The sequence below is a fragment of the Rhizobium sp. 01N48 genome, from assembly GCF_056399145.1.
The window spans coordinates 1-19,023 of record NZ_JBFTQT010000003.1 but is presented as its reverse complement, the minus strand read 5'-3'; the positions used below and the strand labels follow the sequence as shown (position 1 = coordinate 19,023).

At 63.5% G+C, this 19,023-nt stretch carries 18 protein-coding genes and 1 pseudogene; 11 read left to right on the top strand and 8 right to left on the bottom strand.

Features of this window, described 5'->3' with window-relative positions; translation table 11 throughout:
- The first annotated feature begins 258 nt into the window (after positions 1 to 258).
- The 5 genes and pseudogenes from AC1DOG_RS06435 (at position 259) to AC1DOG_RS06415 (ending at position 6,419) form a co-directional block, all read left to right on the top strand.
- Positions 259 to 2,049, top strand: coding sequence for an acyl-CoA dehydrogenase (locus AC1DOG_RS06435; RefSeq protein ID WP_477927096.1), 1,791 nt, complete (start codon positions 259 to 261; stop codon positions 2,047 to 2,049).
- Between the two features lie 10 nt (positions 2,050 to 2,059).
- A complete protein-coding gene (locus AC1DOG_RS06430) occupies positions 2,060 to 2,812 on the top strand; it encodes a crotonase/enoyl-CoA hydratase family protein (protein ID WP_477927095.1) in 753 nt (250 codons plus the stop codon).
- 182 nt (positions 2,813 to 2,994) lie between these two features.
- Positions 2,995 to 3,306, top strand: a pseudogene (locus tag AC1DOG_RS06425) (PAS domain-containing protein); the annotation flags it as partial.
- A 24-nt stretch (positions 3,307 to 3,330) separates the two neighbouring features.
- On the top strand, positions 3,331 to 4,323 hold the full coding sequence (locus AC1DOG_RS06420; RefSeq protein ID WP_477927444.1) for a methyl-accepting chemotaxis protein: 993 nt from the start codon (positions 3,331 to 3,333) through the stop codon (positions 4,321 to 4,323).
- A gap of 275 nt (positions 4,324 to 4,598) precedes the next feature.
- Positions 4,599 to 6,419, top strand: a complete 1,821-nt coding sequence (locus tag AC1DOG_RS06415; protein ID WP_477927094.1) for a methyl-accepting chemotaxis protein — start codon at positions 4,599 to 4,601, stop codon at positions 6,417 to 6,419.
- An 81-nt stretch (positions 6,420 to 6,500) separates the two neighbouring features.
- Here the strand turns inward: AC1DOG_RS06415 and AC1DOG_RS06410 are convergent, their stop codons facing one another.
- Together AC1DOG_RS06410 and AC1DOG_RS06405 are read right to left on the bottom strand one after the other, a co-directional pair.
- Entirely contained in the window at positions 6,501 to 6,716 is a 216-nt protein-coding gene (locus tag AC1DOG_RS06410; RefSeq protein WP_018902078.1) for a hypothetical protein, read from the bottom strand.
- A 158-nt stretch (positions 6,717 to 6,874) separates the two neighbouring features.
- On the bottom strand, positions 6,875 to 7,273 hold the full coding sequence (locus tag AC1DOG_RS06405; protein WP_477927093.1) for a RidA family protein: 399 nt from the start codon (positions 7,271 to 7,273) through the stop codon (positions 6,875 to 6,877).
- A 195-nt stretch (positions 7,274 to 7,468) separates the two neighbouring features.
- Between AC1DOG_RS06405 and AC1DOG_RS06400 the strand changes: the two genes are divergently transcribed.
- The gene (locus AC1DOG_RS06400; protein ID WP_477927442.1) at positions 7,469 to 8,071 is read left to right on the top strand and encodes a TetR/AcrR family transcriptional regulator; all 603 of its coding nucleotides are present in this window, start codon (positions 7,469 to 7,471) and stop codon (positions 8,069 to 8,071) included.
- Positions 8,072 to 8,099: 28 nt separating this feature from the next.
- Here the strand turns inward: AC1DOG_RS06400 and AC1DOG_RS06395 are convergent, their stop codons facing one another.
- Together AC1DOG_RS06395 and AC1DOG_RS06390 are read right to left on the bottom strand one after the other, a co-directional pair.
- Positions 8,100 to 9,350 carry a class I SAM-dependent RNA methyltransferase gene (locus tag AC1DOG_RS06395; protein ID WP_477927092.1) on the bottom strand — a complete coding sequence of 417 codons (1,251 nt, stop codon included), beginning with the start codon at positions 9,348 to 9,350 and terminating at the stop codon, positions 8,100 to 8,102.
- Positions 9,347 to 10,093, bottom strand: coding sequence for a TlyA family RNA methyltransferase (locus tag AC1DOG_RS06390; protein ID WP_477927091.1), 747 nt, complete (start codon positions 10,091 to 10,093; stop codon positions 9,347 to 9,349). Before AC1DOG_RS06390 ends, AC1DOG_RS06395 begins: the two co-directional genes overlap by 4 nt.
- Before the next feature lie 445 nt (positions 10,094 to 10,538).
- On the opposite strand from AC1DOG_RS06390, the gene AC1DOG_RS06385 reads away from it, so the two are divergent.
- Positions 10,539 to 12,473: a methyl-accepting chemotaxis protein gene (locus AC1DOG_RS06385; protein ID WP_477927090.1), complete on the top strand. Its 1,935-nt coding sequence runs from the start codon at positions 10,539 to 10,541 to the stop codon at positions 12,471 to 12,473.
- Between the two features lie 86 nt (positions 12,474 to 12,559).
- Here AC1DOG_RS06385 and AC1DOG_RS06380 read toward each other — a convergent pair whose 3' ends face one another.
- A complete protein-coding gene (locus AC1DOG_RS06380) occupies positions 12,560 to 13,450 on the bottom strand; it encodes a LysR family transcriptional regulator (RefSeq protein WP_477927089.1) in 891 nt (296 codons plus the stop codon).
- Positions 13,451 to 13,624: 174 nt separating this feature from the next.
- Between AC1DOG_RS06380 and AC1DOG_RS06375 the strand changes: the two genes are divergently transcribed.
- Positions 13,625 to 14,521 carry a DMT family transporter gene (locus AC1DOG_RS06375; protein ID WP_477927088.1) on the top strand — a complete coding sequence of 299 codons (897 nt, stop codon included), beginning with the start codon at positions 13,625 to 13,627 and terminating at the stop codon, positions 14,519 to 14,521.
- Between the two features lie 4 nt (positions 14,522 to 14,525).
- Here AC1DOG_RS06375 and AC1DOG_RS06370 read toward each other — a convergent pair whose 3' ends face one another.
- On the bottom strand, positions 14,526 to 14,951 hold the full coding sequence (locus AC1DOG_RS06370) for a potassium channel family protein (RefSeq protein ID WP_477927087.1): 426 nt from the start codon (positions 14,949 to 14,951) through the stop codon (positions 14,526 to 14,528).
- A 90-nt stretch (positions 14,952 to 15,041) separates the two neighbouring features.
- A complete protein-coding gene (locus AC1DOG_RS06365) occupies positions 15,042 to 15,278 on the bottom strand; it encodes a hypothetical protein (RefSeq protein WP_477927086.1) in 237 nt (78 codons plus the stop codon).
- 255 nt (positions 15,279 to 15,533) lie between these two features.
- Between AC1DOG_RS06365 and cax the strand changes: the two genes are divergently transcribed.
- Positions 15,534 to 16,610 carry a calcium/proton exchanger gene (gene cax / locus AC1DOG_RS06360; RefSeq protein WP_477927441.1) on the top strand — a complete coding sequence of 359 codons (1,077 nt, stop codon included), beginning with the start codon at positions 15,534 to 15,536 and terminating at the stop codon, positions 16,608 to 16,610.
- On the opposite strand, the gene AC1DOG_RS06355 is transcribed toward cax, so the two are convergent.
- The gene (locus AC1DOG_RS06355; protein ID WP_477927085.1) at positions 16,607 to 17,494 is read right to left on the bottom strand and encodes an AraC family transcriptional regulator N-terminal domain-containing protein; all 888 of its coding nucleotides are present in this window, start codon (positions 17,492 to 17,494) and stop codon (positions 16,607 to 16,609) included. The two genes, cax and AC1DOG_RS06355, sit on opposite strands and share 4 nt — an antisense overlap.
- Positions 17,495 to 17,644: 150 nt before the next feature.
- Here AC1DOG_RS06355 and AC1DOG_RS06350 point away from each other — a divergent pair, with 150 nt between their 5' ends.
- The gene (locus AC1DOG_RS06350) at positions 17,645 to 18,382 is read left to right on the top strand and encodes an SDR family oxidoreductase (protein WP_477927084.1); all 738 of its coding nucleotides are present in this window, start codon (positions 17,645 to 17,647) and stop codon (positions 18,380 to 18,382) included.
- Positions 18,383 to 18,384: 2 nt separating this feature from the next.
- Complete coding sequence (locus AC1DOG_RS06345) at positions 18,385 to 18,726, top strand: Atu4866 domain-containing protein (RefSeq protein ID WP_477927083.1); 342 nt, start codon at positions 18,385 to 18,387, stop codon at positions 18,724 to 18,726.
- Positions 18,727 to 19,023 lie beyond the last annotated feature (297 nt).

Genomic DNA, 19,023 nt, shown 5'->3' with positions numbered 1-19,023 from the left:
AGCAGCACCGGATCGGCAGCTCATATGAGAGCATGAGCATGGCGCCGCACCCGATGGCAAGACCCTTTCAAGCGATGCCTCCCTATGACGGCAACCCTACAGTTTCATGACAGTGACCCATATCTCGCCCGCCGGGCGGGCGAGGTGACCCGCCGCAAGTTTGAAATTGACGTTTACGTAAAAATCAATTAGCTCTGCCGTCGGAGGAGCGGGTAGGGGAGAGCTATCCCGCGCCATCAGGCTTACGAGGAGAGCAGCATGTACAAGGCGCCCGTCGAGGAGATCGCATTCACCCTCAAGCATGTGGCCGGTCTCGGCCAGGCGATCGACGACGGCCTGCTTGGCGATCTCGGCGAGGATCTGGTCGATGCGATCCTTCATGAAGCCGGCCGCTTCGCATCCGATGAGATCGCCCCGCTCGCCGAGATCGGCGACCGCCAGGGCGCGCGCATATCGGATGGCAAGGTGACGACGCCGGATGGCTGGCGCGATCTCTACCGCAACTGGATATCAGGCGGCTGGAACGGCCTGACGGCTTCCGAAGACTTCGGCGGCCAGGCGCTGCCGCACATGCTGAATGTCGCGGCACTCGAAATGTGGAACTCCGGCTCCATGGCCTTCGCGCTCTGCCCGACACTGACGATGGGCGCCATCGAGGCTATCGCGACGCACGGCAGCGACACGCTGAAGGCGACCTATCTCCCGAAACTCGTCTCCGGCGAATGGACCGGCACCATGAACCTGACGGAACCGCATGCCGGTTCCGATCTCGGTGTGCTCAAGGCCCGGGCCGAGCGCCGCGACGATGGCAGCTACCGCATCTTTGGCCAGAAGATATTCATCACCTGGGGCGAACACGATGTAGCCGACAACATCATCCACCTGGTGCTCGCCCGCCTGCCGGATGCGCCGGCTGGTACGCGCGGTATCTCGCTGTTTCTCGTACCCAAGTTTCTCGTCAACGACGACGGCTCGCTCGGCGCCCGCAATGATCTCTTCTGTCACGCGCTGGAGCACAAGCTCGGCATCCACGGCTCGCCCACCTGCACGATGATCTATGGCGACGGCCGCTTCGGCGAGGAAAAGGGTGCCATCGGCTGGCTGGTCGGCGAGGAGAACAAGGGCCTCGCCTGCATGTTCACGATGATGAACAACGCCCGCCTCGCGGTCGGCATGCAGGGCGTCGCGATTGCCGAAGCTGCCACGCAGCAGGCCGTCGCCTATGCCCACGAGCGCACCCAGGGCAAGGCGCCCGGCTGGACGGGATCTGGCCAAACGGGGGGCATGAGCCCGATCATCGAACACCCCGATGTCATCAGAATGCTGCTCACCATGAAGGCGTTGACCCAGGGCGCGCGCGCCATCGCCTATAGCTGCGCCCACGCCACAGACATGGCTCACCGCGCTGGCGATGACAAAAAACACTGGCGGGAGCGCGCCGCCCTGCTGACCCCGGTCGCCAAGTCCTTCGCCACCGATGTCGGCGTCGACGTCGCCTCGCTCGGCATCCAGGTGCATGGCGGCATGGGCTTCATCGAGGAAACCGGCGCCGCGCGCTATCTCAGGGACGCCCGCATCGCCCCCATCTACGAAGGCACCAACGGCATCCAGGCGATCGACCTCGTCACCCGCAAGCTGCCGCTATCCGATGGCGGAGAGGTGAAAAGTCTGATCACCGAACTGCAAGAGATCGCCGACCGCGTCGGAGCCTCGAACGCCGAAAACTTCGGCGCCACCGTGAACCGCCTCAACGCCGCCATCACCGACCTCCAGGAAGCGACCGACTGGCTCTTGGCGCAGCTGTCAGCCGGCAACACCGCCGACGCGCTCTCCGGCGCCACGCCCTATCAGCGCCTGTTCGGCCTGACGCTCACCGGCTGCTATCTCGCCAAGGGCGCGCTCGCCGATGCTGATGATGGCAAGGCCGCCGATCGCATCGCGCTCTGCCGCTTCGCCGCCGAAAACCTGCTGGCCGAGACTACGGCGCTGAAGGATACGGTCGTCAACGGCGCCGCAAGCCTCGCCGCAGCCAGATCCATTCTCGCCTGAGGGACCCGATATGACCGACCACATTCTCGTCGAGCACCCCATTGATCATCCCGGCGTCCAGATCATCCGCTTCAACCGTCCGGACAAGAAGAACGCCATCACCCGCGCCATGTATTCCGCCATGACCGAGGCGCTGACCTCGGCGGACAGCAACCCCGACATCCGCGCCACCGCCTTCCTCGGCACCGAGGGCTGCTTTTCCGCTGGCAACGATCTCGGCGACTTCCTTGAAGTTGCGATGGGCGGCGGCATGCCGCGTGAGGTCATCGATTTCCTTTATGCGCTGGTGCGCTCGGCAAAGCCTGTGGTCTCGGGCGTCGATGGCCTGGCGATCGGCATCGGCACCACCATGCATCTGCATTGCGACATGACGGTCGCGTCCGCCCGTAGCCAGTTCCGCACCCCCTTCGTCGATCTCGCTCTTGTGCCCGAAGCCGCTTCCAGCCTGCTTGCCCCGCGCATCATGGGCGCCCAGCGCGCCTTCGCCATGCTCGCCGCCGGCGAAGCCTTCTCCGGCGATGAGGCGAGGGATGCCGGCCTGGTCTTCAAGCTCGTTGAGCCGCATCAGGTCGAGGCGGAAACGCTCAGCCTCGCCGCAAAGCTCGCCTCCAAGCCGCCCGAGGCGCTGCGCCTTTCGCGCGATCTTATTCGCGGTGACCGCGAAGAGATCATTGCCCGCATCGACGAGGAAGCCCGCCACTTCGCCACCCGCCTGCAAAGCGCTGAAGCCCGCGCCGCCTTCGAAGCTTTCATGCGCCGTTGAGGCTGCGGGAGCGTCGTCTCCAATAGTATGAATTTATGCATTTTAGTGGGTGAATTTGCCAAAGTAAAAATTTACTACAATTTAACGTACCGCATCAATTCTCGCGCCAAAACGAGGATAATGCTGTGAAACTATTTAAAAGTGCAGTGTCTTTCAGACAGGAAATCTCTGATTTTATTTTCATGCGCTCGCCGGATGCGTATTACGTACTGGAAGATGAGCATATCGTCGATTGCAACCATGCGATGGAGGTGATGCTCGACTTGCCGCGAGACAAGATGATCGGCATCCACCCGGCCAAGCTTTCACCGGCTGTGCAATCGGACGGCCGCCCGACCAGCGAAGCCGCCGTCGCCATTTTCGCCGAGATCAAGAAAAACGGCATGGCGCGTTTCGAATGGGATCACCAGCGCCTCGATGGCACGCCGCTGCCGGTTCTGGCAACGATCCTCCAGGCCAATATCGCCGGCCGCAACGCGCAGGTCGTCTTCTGGCAGGACATTCGCGACGTGGTGAAGATGCGCCGCCAGGAAGCCGAAGCCCGCAAGCGCGACGAGGCCAAGGCGGCCGAGCAGGCGGAAGTCGTTCGCACCCTTGCGTCGTCTCTGAGAAAGCTCGCCGCCGGCGACCTCGACTGTCTTCTGGATAATCGCTTCCCGAATGAATACGAAGGGCTGCGCCAGGACTTCAACGGCACCGTCGATCAGTTGGCTGGCATCCTCGGAAAGCTCGCCGTAAACGCTGAAACCATCCGCGCCACCACCGCCGAACTCAGCCGCGCCACTGATGATACGGCGCGCCGCACCGAAAATCAGGCCGCCAGCGTCGAGGAAACCGCTGCTGCCCTGAACCAGATGACGGCTGCCGTCGCCAGCACCGCCGAAAGTGCCGCCACCGCCGCCAGTTTCTCTGCCAAGGCCAAGCAGGACGCCGAGGAATCGGAAAAGATCTCCAACCAGACCGTCGCCGCGATCGACGAGATCGCCCAGTCCTCGAAGGCGATCAACCAGATCATCGGCGTCATCGACGAGATCGCGTTTCAGACCAATCTTCTCGCCTTGAACGCCGGTGTCGAGGCGGCGCGCGCGGGCGAGGCCGGTCGCGGTTTCGCCGTCGTTGCCCAGGAAGTGCGCGAACTCGCGCAACGTTCCGCCAAGGCGGCGAAGGAAATCAAGACGCTGATCGTCAATTCGGGCACGCAGGTCGAACGTGGTGTCGCGCTGGTGAGTGATTCCGGAAAGGCGCTGGGCGATATCATCGGCCACCTCTCGCACATCTCGCAGCTGGCAACGACGATCGCCGATTCCGCCCGGGAACAATCGTCAGGCCTCGTGCAGATCAACGCGGCGATCAACCAGATGGATGGCGCCACTCAGCAGAATGCGGCCATTGTCGAGGAAACCGCCGCCGCCGTGCACGGTCTGTCGGAGCAGGCCGGTGTCCTGAACGACCTGGCCTCAACCTTCCGCCAGCGCCGGGATGCGCCCGCGAAGATGCGTGTTGCCGCCTGATATTTCCGGCCGCCGCCGATTCCATCTTCGAGCAAAACGAGAGCCGCCACGCCCAGCGTGAGCGGCTCTTTTATTGTCGGGACGCAGTCAGAATGTTCAAAAAGTATTACTTTTAATCAAATTTTACCAATTCCCTTGTTTAGTGATCGGCAATGCATGACGCAGCACGGGCATGAGCGCCCGGCCCCTTTTCCGGCACAATCAAAGGCGCAGACGCCAGCGGATCGACGCCCGATCGCTGAGGCATGTCGGTCGGCCGCATTCGAGACAATGCTATGTTCAAAATGAAGATCAAGACGCTGCTTCCGGTGCTCTTTCTGTCCCTCGTCGCCATTTCCCTCGTGCAGGGCGCCATCGCCGCCGTCGCGTTGACCAGTCTCGAAGCCAATACGCGCGAGATCGGCGCCCAGAATATTCCGAACACCGAGCGCCTGCATGCCATCGTCACGACGCTGAACGACGTGGGCCGCAGCTATGCCGATTATCTGCTGGCCTCGGGCAAGACCGATTTCCGCAACGCCGAGACCACGCTGAAGACCCGCCGCCAGCGGCTGGCGGGCGCCATCGATGCCTTCGATAAGCAGCAGAAGAGCGACTACATGAGCCAGAACTTCGCGCGGCTGCAGAAGGCGCTCGATAACGACACCGCCGTCGCCGACAAGATCATCGCGCTCGCGCTCGACAACAAGCGCAGCCAGGCCAATTCGCTCTATCGCGGCGAGCTGTCCATGTCGGCCAACAACATCCAGACGCTGGTCGACGGCATGATCGCCAAGGATCGTCAGTCGACCGACGCCGGCCTCGTCTCTGCGGCCGGCAACTATTATGCCGGCACGGTCTCGATCGTCGCCGGTCTTGCCGTGGCGCTCGTTGCTGCCATCGCCGCCGCCTATCTCGCCTGGAAGCGCATCTCGCGGCCGATCACGACGATCGCTTCGCGCATGGCCGGCCTTGCCGATGGCGATATTGAGGCTGCCGTTCCCTACACCAACCGCCATGACGAGATCGGCGACATGGCGGCCGCCGTCTCCGTCTTCCGCGACAACGCTTTCGCCCGCCTCGACCTCGAACGCAGCGCCGAGGACAACCGCGCGCATGCCCGCGACGAGCGCGCCCGCAACGAAGCCGTCAAGGTACGCGAGGCGGCAGAGATCCATCATGCCGTCGAGGCGCTGGCCGGCGCTCTTGGTGCGCTGTCGGAAGGCGATCTCGCCCATCGCATCGAGCAGCCTTTCGCCGATCACCTCGATCGTCTGCGTAGCGACTTCAACGCCTCGGTCGCCAAGCTCAGCGAAGCGCTGGAAGAGGTCGGCCATAATGCGCATGCGATCGATGCCGGCGCCGGCGAAATCCGCAACGCCGCCGATGGCCTTGCGCGGCGCACCGAGCAGCAGGCCGCCTCGATCGAGGAAACGGCTGCGGCACTCGAAGAGATCACCACCACGGTAAAGGACACCGCTCGCCGCGCCGAAGAGGCCGGCAGCCTCGTGTCGCGCACGCGCGGCGGTGCAGAGGAGTCTGGCAACATCGTCCGCAAGGCCGTCTCCGCCATGACCGAGATCGAGCAATCCTCGCAGAAGATCGCCAATATCATCAGCGTCATCGACGACATCGCCTTCCAGACCAATCTCCTGGCGCTCAACGCAGGCGTCGAGGCCGCGCGCGCTGGCGAGGCCGGCAAGGGCTTCGCCGTCGTCGCCCAGGAAGTGCGCGAACTCGCGCAGCGCTCGGCCACCGCCGCCAAGGAAATCGAGACGCTGATCTCGGCTTCCAACGCCCAGGTTCGCTCCGGCGTCAGCCTCGTCGGCGAAACCGGCAAGTCGCTGGAGACGATCGTCGGCCAGGTGCAGGACATCAGCCGCCATGTCGACGCGATCGTCACCGCCACCCGCGAGCAATCGACCGGCCTTGCCGAGATCAACACCGCAGTGAACACCATGGATCAAGGCACCCAGCAGAACGCCGCCMTGGTGGAGGAGCAGACAGCTGCAAGCCACGGTCTCGCCCAGGAGGCCGCCAAGCTGATGCACCTGCTCGGCCAGTTCAACCTGCAGCCCGGCAATCGCGGCACGGCGCGCCGCTACGCCGCCGCCTGATCGATCGGTGATATAAACGACAAAACGCCCGCGCATGTCGCGGGCGTTCTCTTGGGTAATTGGAAAGATCGGGGAAACCCGTTATCCATGCATCCGCTGACGCTCGGGCTGCTCCGCGATGAAACGGTTGTTGCGGGCCGAAAGCGGCTCCACCGGTAGAATATCGATGACATCGGCAGCATCGAATTTGCGCTTCATGCCGCATATCGTGGCAATCACGACGCCCCGATCAATATTGAAGGATGTCGCCAGGAAATTCCGTTCGTCGCCATGATCATCAATGGAAATAACAAACATATTATCCTCCGTGTATTATCCATTGATACACGCAGATTATTTATCATAGATGAATTTATAGATGAATTATATTTTGATGTTCCGGATGATCATTAGGAAATTCTGTTGAATTCCCGCTGCACTCACGCTCCTGGCAGGTGCAGCGGAAGCCAGGAAGATCAGCTCGCCTGCGGGATGCGGGCGATCACCTTGATCTCGAAATCGAAGCCCGCCAGCCAGTTGACGCCGACGGCAGTCCAGTTCGGATAGGGCGCTTCGCCGAAGGCGTTCAAGCGGACTTCGTTGATCGCGGCGAACTGGTTTTCGGGATCGGTGTGAAACGTCGTCACGTCGATGATGTCGTCGAAGTCGGCGCCGGCAGCCTTCAGCACGGCTGCGAGATTGTCGAAGGCGCGTTGCACCTGTTTCGAGAACTCCGGCTCGGGCGATCCATCCTCGCGGCTGCCCACCTGGCCGGAGACGAAGAGAAGATCGCCGGAGCGGATCGCCGCAGAATAGCGGTTGATCTCATAAAGCGCCTGCCGGCCGGCGGGGAAGATTGCGTCGCGTTTGGTCATATCATGCTCCTGTTTCAACAAGGCAAAGTCCAGGCGGCCGCCGTCGCGCCAAGGGCACGACACGTTGTAACGCGTCACCAGGATCTCTGCTCTTCACTCCCGGGTGCGCAAGTGATATACGCCCCGTATGTGAATATATGTTGGCGTACGCCGCGTATGTCAATGCGCATACGTCACGTATGCTAATTTATGGAGATGAGGGTGACGGCGAAAACGCGTGCTCAAATGGTCGAAGAAACCCGGGCAAAGCTCATCGAGGCCGGCCGAAAGGCTTTCGCCACAAAGGGTTACGCCGCCTCGTCGATGGATGATTTCACCGCCGAAGCGGGGCTGACGCGCGGCGCGCTCTATCACAATTTCGGCGACAAGAAGGGGCTGCTGCAGGCCGTCATCGACCAGATCGATGCCGAGATGCTGGTGCGCCAGCGCGCGGCGCAGGCCAAGGGGAAGACACCTTGGGAAGGCTTTATCAACGAAGGCATCGCCTATATCGAGATGGCGCTCGAGCCCGAGATTCAGCGGATCATGCTGCTCGATGGCCCCGCCGTGCTCGGTGATCCCTCGCAATGGCCGAACCAGACCGCCTGCCTGCGCACCAGCACTGAGACCATCGAGGCGCTGATTGCAGACGGCATCGTCAAGCCCGTGGATGCCGAAGCCGCCGCCCGGCTGATCAACGGTGCGGCGCTCAATGCAGCGCTATGGATCGCCGCGGCCGATGATCCGCATGCGGTTCTGGAAAAGGTCGTCGATGCCTTTAAGCATCTGGCTGGCGGCCTGTTGCGGGCCGCCAGCTGAGCTCTATCCGATAGCGGGAACGCCGGGCTTATTTCTCCAGCGTGGCCACCACCTCGACATGCGAGGTCCACAGGAACTGGTCGATCGGCGTCACCGAGGTGATGCGATAGCCGCCCTCGACGAGAATGGCGAGGTCGCGCGCAAGCGTCAGCGGGTTGCAGCTCACGGCGGCGATCTTCTTCACCGTGGAGCGGGCAAGCTCCTTGCATTGGAACTCGGCGCCCGCGCGCGGCGGGTCGAAGACGACGGCATCGTAGACCTTCAGCTCCGAGGTCATCAGCGGCCGGCGAAACAGGTCGCGGCGCTCGACGCTGACGGGCTTGATCCCCTGCGTGTTGCGCGCGGCGTGGTCGAGTGCCGCAAGCGGCTTGTCCTCGCTTTCCACCGCATGCACGCGGCCGATCCGCGCCAGCCTGAGCGAGAAGGTGCCCGTGCCGGCGAAGAGGTCGGCGATGCGCTTGGATTTGCCGACATGGGCAAGCACCAGCTCGGACATCGCTTCTTCCGCCGGCTTCGTCGCCTGCGTGAAGCTTCCCGCCGGTGGCGACACCTGGACGCCGCCGAAATCGAGCATCGGCTTCACCGGCTCGATCAGGATCTCACCATTGACGGAGACGCGCGCGATCCCCCGCATCGAGAGCACGGTCTCGGTCGCCTTGCGCCGCTGTTGGTCCGAAAGCTTCTTCAGGCCATCGGCGGCGATGTCGAGGCCGGTCGCCGTTTCCAGCACGGTGATGCGAAACGCCTCGGCATTGACGGCAAGTGCCGCGCCAATCGCCTTGATCGCCGGCAGCCGCGCGATGAGGCTTGCCGACGAGATGGGACATTCCTCGATATTGACGAGATGGTGGCTTTCGGCCTGGTTGAAGCCGATGAGCATCTCTTTCTCGGTCTTGCGCGCGGCGAATGTCACGCGGCGGCGCTCGCCGGGATGAGCGACCACGAGCTCGCCGACTTCAGGTGTCAGCCCCTTGGACTTCAGCGCGTCGATGACCAGCTGGCGCTTGAAGCTGCGATAGACCGCGTCGCCTGCGTGCTGCAGCGTGCAGCCCCCGCAGGTGCCGTTGACGCCATCGGGGCCGAAGTGCCGACAGTGCGGCTCCTGCCGGTCCGGCGAGGGCGTGGTGATCGACATGACCGTGCCCTGGCTCTTGACGCGCGCGATGGCGACCGTCTCGCCGGGCAGCGTGAAGGGCACGTAGACGGGGCCATCAGTGCCGTTGGCGATGCCGTCGCCCTGTGCGCCGAGCTTCTGGATGGTGACTGTTTCAGTGCTCACGGCTTGGTTCCTGCGAGTAGATATTCCTGGTTTCCGTCCCCGCCCGAGATCGGCGAGGGGATCAGCCCGAGGCCGGTCCAGCCCATGTCCTCGACGAACCAGCGCTCCAGTTCGGCGGCAACGGCGGGTGCGGTCGAAGGGTCCTTCAGCATCCCGCCCTTGCCGATCGCCTCGCGGCCGGCCTCGAACTGCGGCTTGACCAGCAGCACGGCCGTCGCACCCTGCTCAGCGAGATCGAGCGCCGGGGCCAGCGCCAGCTTCAGCGTGATGAAGGAAACGTCGGAAACGATGAAGGTGAGGGGATGGCCGATATCCTCGGCCTCAAGATTGCGCGCGTTCAGCCCCTCGATATTGGTCACATCGGGGTTTTCGGCAAGCCGCGGATGCATCTGGCCATGGCCGACATCGATCGCGGTCACATGCGCGGCGCCGCGTTCGAGCAGCACTTCGGTAAAGCCGCCGGTGGAGGCGCCGACATCGAGACAGTGATGGCCCGTCGGATCGAGCTTGAAGTGATCGAGCGCGGGCGCGAGCTTCAGCGCCGCGCGCGAGACGTATTCCTGCGCGGGATCATCGATCTCGATCGAGACATCCTCGCCGAAGACGGCGCCGGCCTTGGTGACGACCTTGCCGTCGACCTTGACGGTGCCGCGGCTGACCGCGTCGCGGGCGCGCGAACGGCTGGCAAAAAGACCCAAGCTGACGAGGAGCTGGTCGATGCGTTGTGTATTTTGATCGGACATGGCCTGTCCATGCCGGGCAATGCCATCAGTTGCAAGCCTTTTGTTGATTGCCTCCGCTGCGGCAGCCGTCCTCTGATGTCACATGGATCGGCGGTGCCTGCTCATCCGTTGACAGCAATGGGAAAATTAGCAGCCTCTAGCCAAGCGAAAAGAGACCTACAACCTGCGCTATGATGGCGTGTGACGACGAAGCGTCAAACGGGTTGAATCCCCGAGAATTCAGCGGCTGCAGCCAATAAACTGCGACCAGTTGCCGCGCCGACTTAAACAATTTTAAATTTTCCGTGGCTAGTGTCGCCGTCGATTGCAGCGGCCGAAAACCGCGTCCGCCATGATGGCCCGAAATTCCACCGCCGATCATGTTTTCCCTCGTTGATAGTTTCCCCGCACGCGCTGACGCGTGCCCGATTTGCCATGGCGCCAAGCGCCCAGGAAAGACCGACTGATGTTTGCAAGAAACATGTCCCTGAACGGTAAGCTCGCCGCGACCTTCGCGGCTCTCATTCTCATCTTTGTATCCGTCTCCGCCTTCGTCTATTCGAAGGCCGGCGCCGTGGCGGAAGCTGCCATCGAGGAAAAGCGGTCGGAGCTGCTGGTCAACCAGATCGACGACGCGCTGCAGGCCATGCTGGAGCAGGCCGTAAACCTGCGCGGTTTCCTGCTCTTCAAGAGCGACAGCACCTATGGCGATCTCTTCAACAACCGCGACCGCATGCTGAACGCGATTGCCGCCGCCAAGCAGACGGCAGCAGGCAAGACCGAGTTCCTGAGCCAGATCGACGCCATGCAGAAGGCCGCGGATCTCTATTTCAACCAGCTCGCCGTGCCACAGAGCAAGGCGCGCAAGGAAACCGACATGCCGATCGACCAGATCGTCAAGATCGGCGTCAACGAAACCAAGGGCCAGCTCGACGGCTTCCGCCAGGCGTCGGCCAAGATCAAGCAGGCCGCGCGTGATGAATCCGCAGCGCTCTCCGCCATCAAGGCCGACGCCAGTGCAGCGCTCAACATGACGCTGCTCTTCGGCGGCATCTTCGCGGCCTTCGCGGCCGTCGTGCTTGCCTGGATGCTGTCGCGCAGCATCGTTCGCCCGATCGTCGGCATGACGTCTGCCATGGGCCGCCTGGCCGGTGGCCAGAACGATATCGAGGTTCCGGCACTTGATCGCCAGGACGAAGTCGGCCGCATGGCGCAGTCGGTGCTGGTGTTCAAGAACGCGGCGATCGAGAAGCTACGCCTTGCCGGCGAAACCGACCGCATGCGTGGAGATGCCGAGCGCCAGCGCCAGATGGGCGACGAGCAGAAGGCCCGCGAGGAAAGCGAACTGCGCTTCGCCATCGACAATCTCGCCGACGGTCTCTCCGGTCTTGCCAACGGCAATGTCGCGATCCGCATCACCACCGCCTTTGCGCCGCAGTTCGACCGCCTGCGCAACGACTTCAACCATGCCGTCGAAAAGCTGCAGGCAGCCCTGCAGTCGGTCGGCCACAATGCGTCCGCCATCAATGCCGGTGCCGGCGAAATCCGCACTGCAGCCGACGATCTGGCCCGCCGCACCGAGCAGCAGGCCGCAGCCGTCGAGGAAACGGCAGCTGCCCTCGAAGAAGTTACCACGACGGTCCGCGACAGCGCCAAGCGCGCCGAGGATGTCGGCCAGCTCGTCGAGCGCACCCGTCTCGGCGCCGAGCGCTCCGGCGAGGTCGTCCGCAAGGCCGTCACCGCCATGCAGGAAATCGAGAAGTCCTCGGGCGAGATCTCCAACATCATCGGTGTCATCGATGACATCGCCTTCCAGACCAACCTGCTGGCGTTGAATGCCGGCGTCGAGGCAGCACGCGCCGGTGAAGCCGGCAAGGGCTTCGCGGTCGTCGCCCAGGAAGTGCGCGAGCTCGCCCAGCGCTCGGCCAATGCCGCCAAGGAAATCAAGGCGCTGATCAATACGTCTGGCACGCAGGTCAACTCCGGCGTCTCGCTGGTCGGCGAAACCGGCAAGGCTCTGTCCGAAATCGTCGGCGCCGTGCAGGAGATCAACCGCCATGTCGGCGCCATCGTCACTGCCACGCGCGAACAGTCGATCGGCCTGCAGGAGATCAACACCGCCGTCAACAACATGGACCAGGGCACCCAGCAGAACGCTGCCATGGTCGAGGAACAGACAGCCGCCAGCCACTCGCTTGCCCAGGAAGCCATGGCGCTGGACGATCTGCTGCGCCAGTTCAACCTCGGCAACGACCGCGCAGCACCACGCGCCGCAACCGCCACTCCCGCCTCGCGCCCGGTCGCCTCGCCGGCCAATGCGCTGAAGCGTAGCGTTGCCCGCGCCTTCGGTGGCGGTGGCGCCAGTGCCGCGGCCGTCAAGGAAGAATGGTCGGAGTTCTGATCGAGCGCCTGATCATCAATAGGAAAGGAAAGGGGCTGCGCATCGCGCGGCCCCTTTCTCGTTGAGGATCCAACTGGCCGAAAACGTTAGCTGGCCAGCGCCAATCCGCCATACCTGCTGATCTCGCTTTCGATCTCCGCCACCAGCGTATCAAGTGCGGCGTTGCGCACCTTGCGGCCGCGACGGACCACATAGACGAGGTCGGGCGGCACGGGGAAGCGGTCGGTGATGATCTGCATCTCCGGCCTGAGATGCCTCTCGTTGAGCAGTGCCACGCCCATGCCGGAGTTGACGGCGGCAATAATGCCTGCGGCACTGGCGCATTCGAACACCGTCTCCAGCATGATCCCGCCATCCTGCCCGATATCGAGCGCCCAGTGGCGATAGAAGCAATCGTCGTGGAAGGAGAGGAACGGCACGGACGTGCTCTGCGGCAGGAGCAGGCTCGGGTGCTTCACCCAGTGCAGCGTCTCTCGAAACAGGATGACATCGGTCGGACGCACCTCGTGAGCGAAGACCTGGACGATAGCGGCATCGAGCTCGCCCTGCTCGAGCATCGCCCGCAGTACCAGGCTCATCCGCACCTGCGTACGCACGGAAACATCGGGATGCAGCCGGCGGAAGCGGCCGAGAATATGGGCGAGCGCCGAGCAGGTCGTATCTTCCGTGAGCCCTAGCGCGATCCGCCCGGCAAGCGTCGTCTTCGACAGGCTGAGCAGCGCCTCGTCGTGCAGGCCGAGAATGCGGCCGGCATAATCCAGCAGCTCCTCGCCCTCGGTGGTAAAGGCGGTGGCACCGGCCTTGCGGTTCAGGAGCTCGCAGCCGAGGCTCGTTTCCAGCCGCTTGATCTTGTGGCTGACGGCCGATTGCGACAGCCCAAGCGCTTCCGCCGCCCGCGTGATGCCGCCGTGATGGCGGATCGCCCAGATGGCGCGCAAGGCATCGATCTCAAGCCGCCGGTTGTTCAGGTCGCTCATTTCGCTTCGCTCTCTTCGTTGCCTGCCGATCAGAGCATGCAACGTGGCGTCAGCATTTGCAAACTTCCATGACTGGATTCGCTTGAAAGTCATGCCATGATCGAAATTTGTCATGTGCTCGCTCGCAATCAATGGCTTAAGCGATCGATTGCAGACGCATGACAGGGATGACCGATGACGGACCACGCATTGACCGCCACGACCAAGCAGCAGCATCGCCTTCTATGGCCGCTGATGGCCACGTTGCTCATCATCGGCTGGAGTTCCGGCTTCGTCGGCATCCGCTATGCCAGCGAGGAGGCGAGCGTCGTGCTCGTGCTCTTCTGGCGCACGCTGCTGTCCGGCCTTATCCTGCTGCCCTTCGCGCTCGCCATCGGCCCGCGCATGCAGTGGAAGGCGATCGTCGGGCAGATGTGGTTCGGCGTCATGTCGGTCTTCCTCTATCTCGGCGGCTTCGCGCTGGCGATCGAGCAGCGCGTGCCCACCGGCCTCGTGGCGCTGATCTCGGATCTGCTGCCGCTCGCCATCGCCACCCTGTCGCAGCCGGTGCTCGGCGAACGCCTGAGCGGCCGACAGTGGCTGGGCACGGCGATCGCCGTCGCGGGCGTGCTGATCGTCTCGCTCGATAGCCTGAGCTTCGGATCGGCGCCGCTTTGGGCTTACGGATTGACCGTCGGCTCGATGCTGATCTTCGCGCTCGCCTCGGTGCTCCACAAGCGCCGGCGCGTCGGCCACATGCCGGTGCACCAGAGCCTCTGCATCCACACGCTGACCGGCTCGGTGCTCTTCGGCACTTGCGCCCTGATCCAGGGCGACATCGCGCCGCCGATGACCCAGAACTTTGCCATCGGCATGGTCTGGCTGGTGCTGATCGCCACCTTCGCCGCCTATTCGGTCTATTACACCAGCCTGCGGCTCTTCCCGGTCGCCAAGGTCAGTGCCGCGATCTATCTGAGCCCGCCGGTCACCATGCTCTGGGCCTGGGCACTGTTTTCCGAGCCGCTGACGCTGACGATGTTCGTCGGTCTCGGCGTGACGCTAGTCGGCGTCTTCATGACCTCGCGCGCCTGATACCTCACATGTCGTTCGCCTTGCCGTCCCGGAAATACAGGCGCTGGATGACGGCCATGATCAGCGCCGTCGCCCAGCCGAAGATGATCCAGCCGTTGACCGCCTCGAAAGCCGAAATCTGCCGCCACTCCTTGCCAAGCACGACATCGCCATAGCCGACCGTCGTGAAGGTGGCGGTGGAAAAATAGATGGCGTCGTCAAGCGATGGCAGCGCGCCGATCAGATAGTAGAGAAGCGCCCAGAGGCAGATATCGAGACCGATCGGGATCAGCAGATAGCTCACCCAGGCGACCGTCGCGATCGTGGCATGGCGCCCGAGATATCCCGGCTCCGCGTGCCGGATGGCGCGAAGCCCGATCTCCATGAAGACGGCCTGTATGGCGACTGTGGCCGCGATCAGCGCGGTGGCGAGAAGAAAATTGACGGGCACCGGACCTCCAGCGGATGTGGGTCAATATCAATACTGCGCGACAATCTCGGCTTCGTTGGGCCCACGCGCGAGCCGGCAGAGCGGCACGCTTCAAGCGGCGCGCGATGAACGCTCGCTAGCGTCGTCGCTTTCGGCACGCGCGCGACTGCCCTCGGCATGCCCGCGAATGCCTTCGGCATGCGCCCGACACAGCAGCCACCGCACAAGTTCCCTCGCTTCGCGCGGCTCAAGCAGCACAGCCGTCACCCCGGCCTCGACAGGCAGACCCGTCGCCCGGTCGATGACGTCGACGAGACCAAGGCGGCCCGGAACAACCACGTACCGCACTCCGATCGCCGCTCCTGACTGCATTCCAACCACACCCCTCGCTTTCATCCCGGCCAAACTAGCAGGCACACCACGTTCCGCATTGCGCAGGATCAATCCTTCGCGGCAAAGGCAGCGATATCGGCGCAGCGTTGATCACACGCAATGCAGGCCGACGGCCAAGCCCCTATGCTCATCCGCGCGAAAATCCGGATGGAGCCCGCCGTGCAGAACGTTCAGCGCAAACATGGGACTTCGGGGCTGGTCGGGGCAACAATGGCCGAGCTTCGCGCCACGCCGCTTCTGGCGCTGCTCGTCTTCGTGCCCATCGTCATCCTGACGGACATCGCCGCACCCGAGTCCCACACGCTGCTCTTCATCCTCTCCGTGCTGGCGATCATCCCGCTCGCGGCTTTGCTCAGCCGCGCGACCGAAGCCGTCTCCGCCCGCACCGGTGACGCCGTCGGCGGCCTGTTGAACGCCACGCTCGGCAACCTCACCGAGCTCGTCATATCCCTTGCCGCCCTGCAGGCCGGGCAGTATCTGTTGGTCAAGGCCTCGATCGCCGGCGCCATCGTCACCAACACGCTCTTCATGCTCGGCGGCTCCTTCCTGCTCGGCGGCCTCAAGCATCACCTGCAGGAGTTCAATCGCGTCAGCGCCCGCTTTCAGGCGTCGCTGCTCTTTCTCGCCACCGTCGCGCTGTTCGTGCCGTCGCTGGTGAGCCGCGCCGATCAGGGCCCGGAGATGGTGCAGGCGCTCAGCCTCGGTCTCGCCGTGATCCTGATCGCCGTCTATGCCATGGGCATGCTGTTTTCGCTGAAGACCCACCGCGAGCTCTTCGCCAGCGTCGGCGAGGCCGAGGAGCACCATGGGGACTGGGGGCTTTCGACCAGCATCATCATCCTCGTCGTGGTCACACTCTTCGTGGCGCTGATCAGCGAAGTCTTCGTCGGCTCGGTGCAGGCGGCGGCCGAGAAGATGGGCATGACGCCCGCCTTTGTCGGCTTCATCGTCGTGGCGCTCGTCGGTGCGGCAGCGGAAATGACCGCGGCCTTCTCGGCCGCCCGCGCCAACCGGCTCGATCTAAGCGTCGGCATCGCGCTGGGCAGCGCCTCGCAGATCGCGCTCTTCGTCGCTCCCGTTCTCGTCATTGTCAGCTATTTCATCGGCCCCGAGCCCATGTCGCTGCAGTTCTGGCCGGGTGCGGTCGCCATGATGTTCCTCGCCATGATGGCGGCCGCGCTGCTCTCCAATGGCGGGCGCGGCGCCTGGTATGTCGGCGTGCTGGCGCTCGCCGTCTACGCCATATTCGGCCTGACGCTGTTCCTGCTGCCGCCCGCCGCTTCCTAGTATCCAGAAAGGCTTTGTGGCGTGCGCATCCGCGCCACATCCCGCTTCGGCGTCTCCTTGTGCACGCGCACATAATCGCGATTGAACTGCGATGGGCTGTCATATCCGACGCGAAACCCCGCCTCGGCCGCCGTCATCCCCTCGACGATCATCAGCCGCCGCGCCTCCTGCAGGCGGATCTGGGTGCGAAACTGCAGCGGGCTCATGGCCATCGCCGCGCGAAAATGCTCGTAGAAGGATGACGAGCTCATGCCGGCGATATCCGCCAGTTCCTCGATCGCGAACGGGCTTTCGAAATTGCGGCAGACATAATCCACCGCCCGGCCGATCTGGTTCAGCCGGCTCTCGCCGCTGGCGATCTGCCGGATCAGCCCGCCCTGCGGTCCCGATATCAGCCGGTGCAAAATCTCCCGCTCGACAAGCGGCGCCAGCATCGGCGCATCCTCGGGCGTATCGAGAAGACCAAGCAGACGCGCTGCCGCATCGACCAGCCGTGGCGTCGTCTCGCTCACCCGCGCCGCCGCCGGGTTCTCGTCGCGTGTAGGTGATCCCGCGATCATCTCGTTCAGAAGCGTTCGGTCGAACTCCAGCCGCAGGCAGAGATAGGGCGCGTCAGGACTGGCCTCGATCACCGCGCCGATAACGGGCAGGTCGACGCCAACCACGAGATAATGCGCGGCATCGTAGATATAGCTGGTATCGCCGATCGTCGCCCGCTTGCGCCCCTGCGCCACGATGCAGCAGGAGGGCTTGTAGAGCGTATGCAGCGGCTCTGTGGTCGCCGAGGATCGTATAACGCCGACGCGCGGCAGCACTGTGTCGAAGTTTCCATCCATGCCGGCATGGCGATCGATCAGGGCGGCGAGATCGGTGATTGTTTCCATGATGCCAGCATCGGCCGTCGCGCGCGCTTTGCCAAGGGGGCAACATTCCATTTCGGAGGATCGTGCAAGAATTCCGGAAAAGCCGTCTACCGCAACAGGTGCCGGTCGCGCGATCCTGTGTCGGTCAACAGATCGCTTGAGGAGCAAGACATGACCGATATGAACAATAAGGTAGTGCTGATCACTGGCGCCAGCAGCGGCATCGGCGCCGCCACGGCCCGCGAATTGGGCCTCGCCGGCGCAAAGCTGGTCATCGGCGCGCGCCGAACCGACCGTTTGGACGCTTTGAGCGAAGAAATCCGCACCAGTGGCGGTGTCGTGATCTCGAAGGCGCTCGACGTCACCGACCGCGCCGACATGCAGGCCTTCGTCGACGCCGCTATTGCTGAGTTCGGCCGCGTCGACGTCCTCGTCAACAATGCCGGCGTCATGCCGCTGTCGCTGATGTCCTCGTTGAAGGTCGAGGAATGGGATCGGATGATCGATGTCAACATCAAGGGCGTGCTCTATGGCATCGCCGCCGTGCTGCCCGTCATGAACGCCCAGCAATCCGGCCAGATCATCAACGTCTCCTCCGTCGGCGGCCTCGCCGTCTCGCCGACAGCGGCGGTCTATTGCGCCACCAAATACGCGGTGCGGGCGATCTCCGATGGTCTGCGTCAGGAAAACAAGATCCTGCGCGTCACCTGCGTCTATCCTGGCGTGGTCGAATCCGAACTCGCCGACACCATCACCGAACCCTTCGCCGCCGAAGCCATGGTCGCCTACCGCGCCGTGGCGCTGAAACCCGACGCCATCGCCTGCGCCATCCTCTACGCCATCGACCAGCCCGCCGACGTTGACGTCAACGACATCGTCGTGCGCCCGACGGCCAATGCGGGGTTGTGATCATGGTCATCCGCCAATCCCTCGCGGCGGCGCTGATCATTCTTGCCGCCGCCAACGCTTTCGCCAAGGATATCAACGTGCAAACACCTCCCGACGCGTCCCACCCCTATGTCGGCATGTGGATCACCGCCGACGGTCGCATCAGACAGGAACTGCTGCCCAACGGCCGCTATGACGAAGCGCGCGGCACGGTCAAGAGTGCCTATCAGGGGCGCTACGAGGTGAGGGGACGCAACATCGACTACTGGGATGACGCCGGCTTTACCGCCGACGGCGAGTTCATCGACGACGTGCTCCATCATGGCGGGATGGTGTTTTATCGCGATGGGGTGCGGAAGGATTGATGGGGTGACGGTTGGTGTGAGCCATGGTTGCTGCTGAGCCCGTGACACCCCCCTCTGCCCTGCCGGGCATCTCCCCCACAAGGAGGGAGATTGGCTGGGGGCAGCCGCTCGCTCCACGATCATTGTTTGGCGTAAACCTCACCACGAGTCGATCTCCCCCCTTGTGGGGGAGATGCCCGGCAGGGCAGAGCGACTGTCTTGCCGGTCAAGCGTTTTGCCATGGTTTGTTGTCCCTGATGATGGCGTTGAGAATGGTGAGCAGCTTGCGCATGGCGGCAACTATGGCCGCCTTCTTGG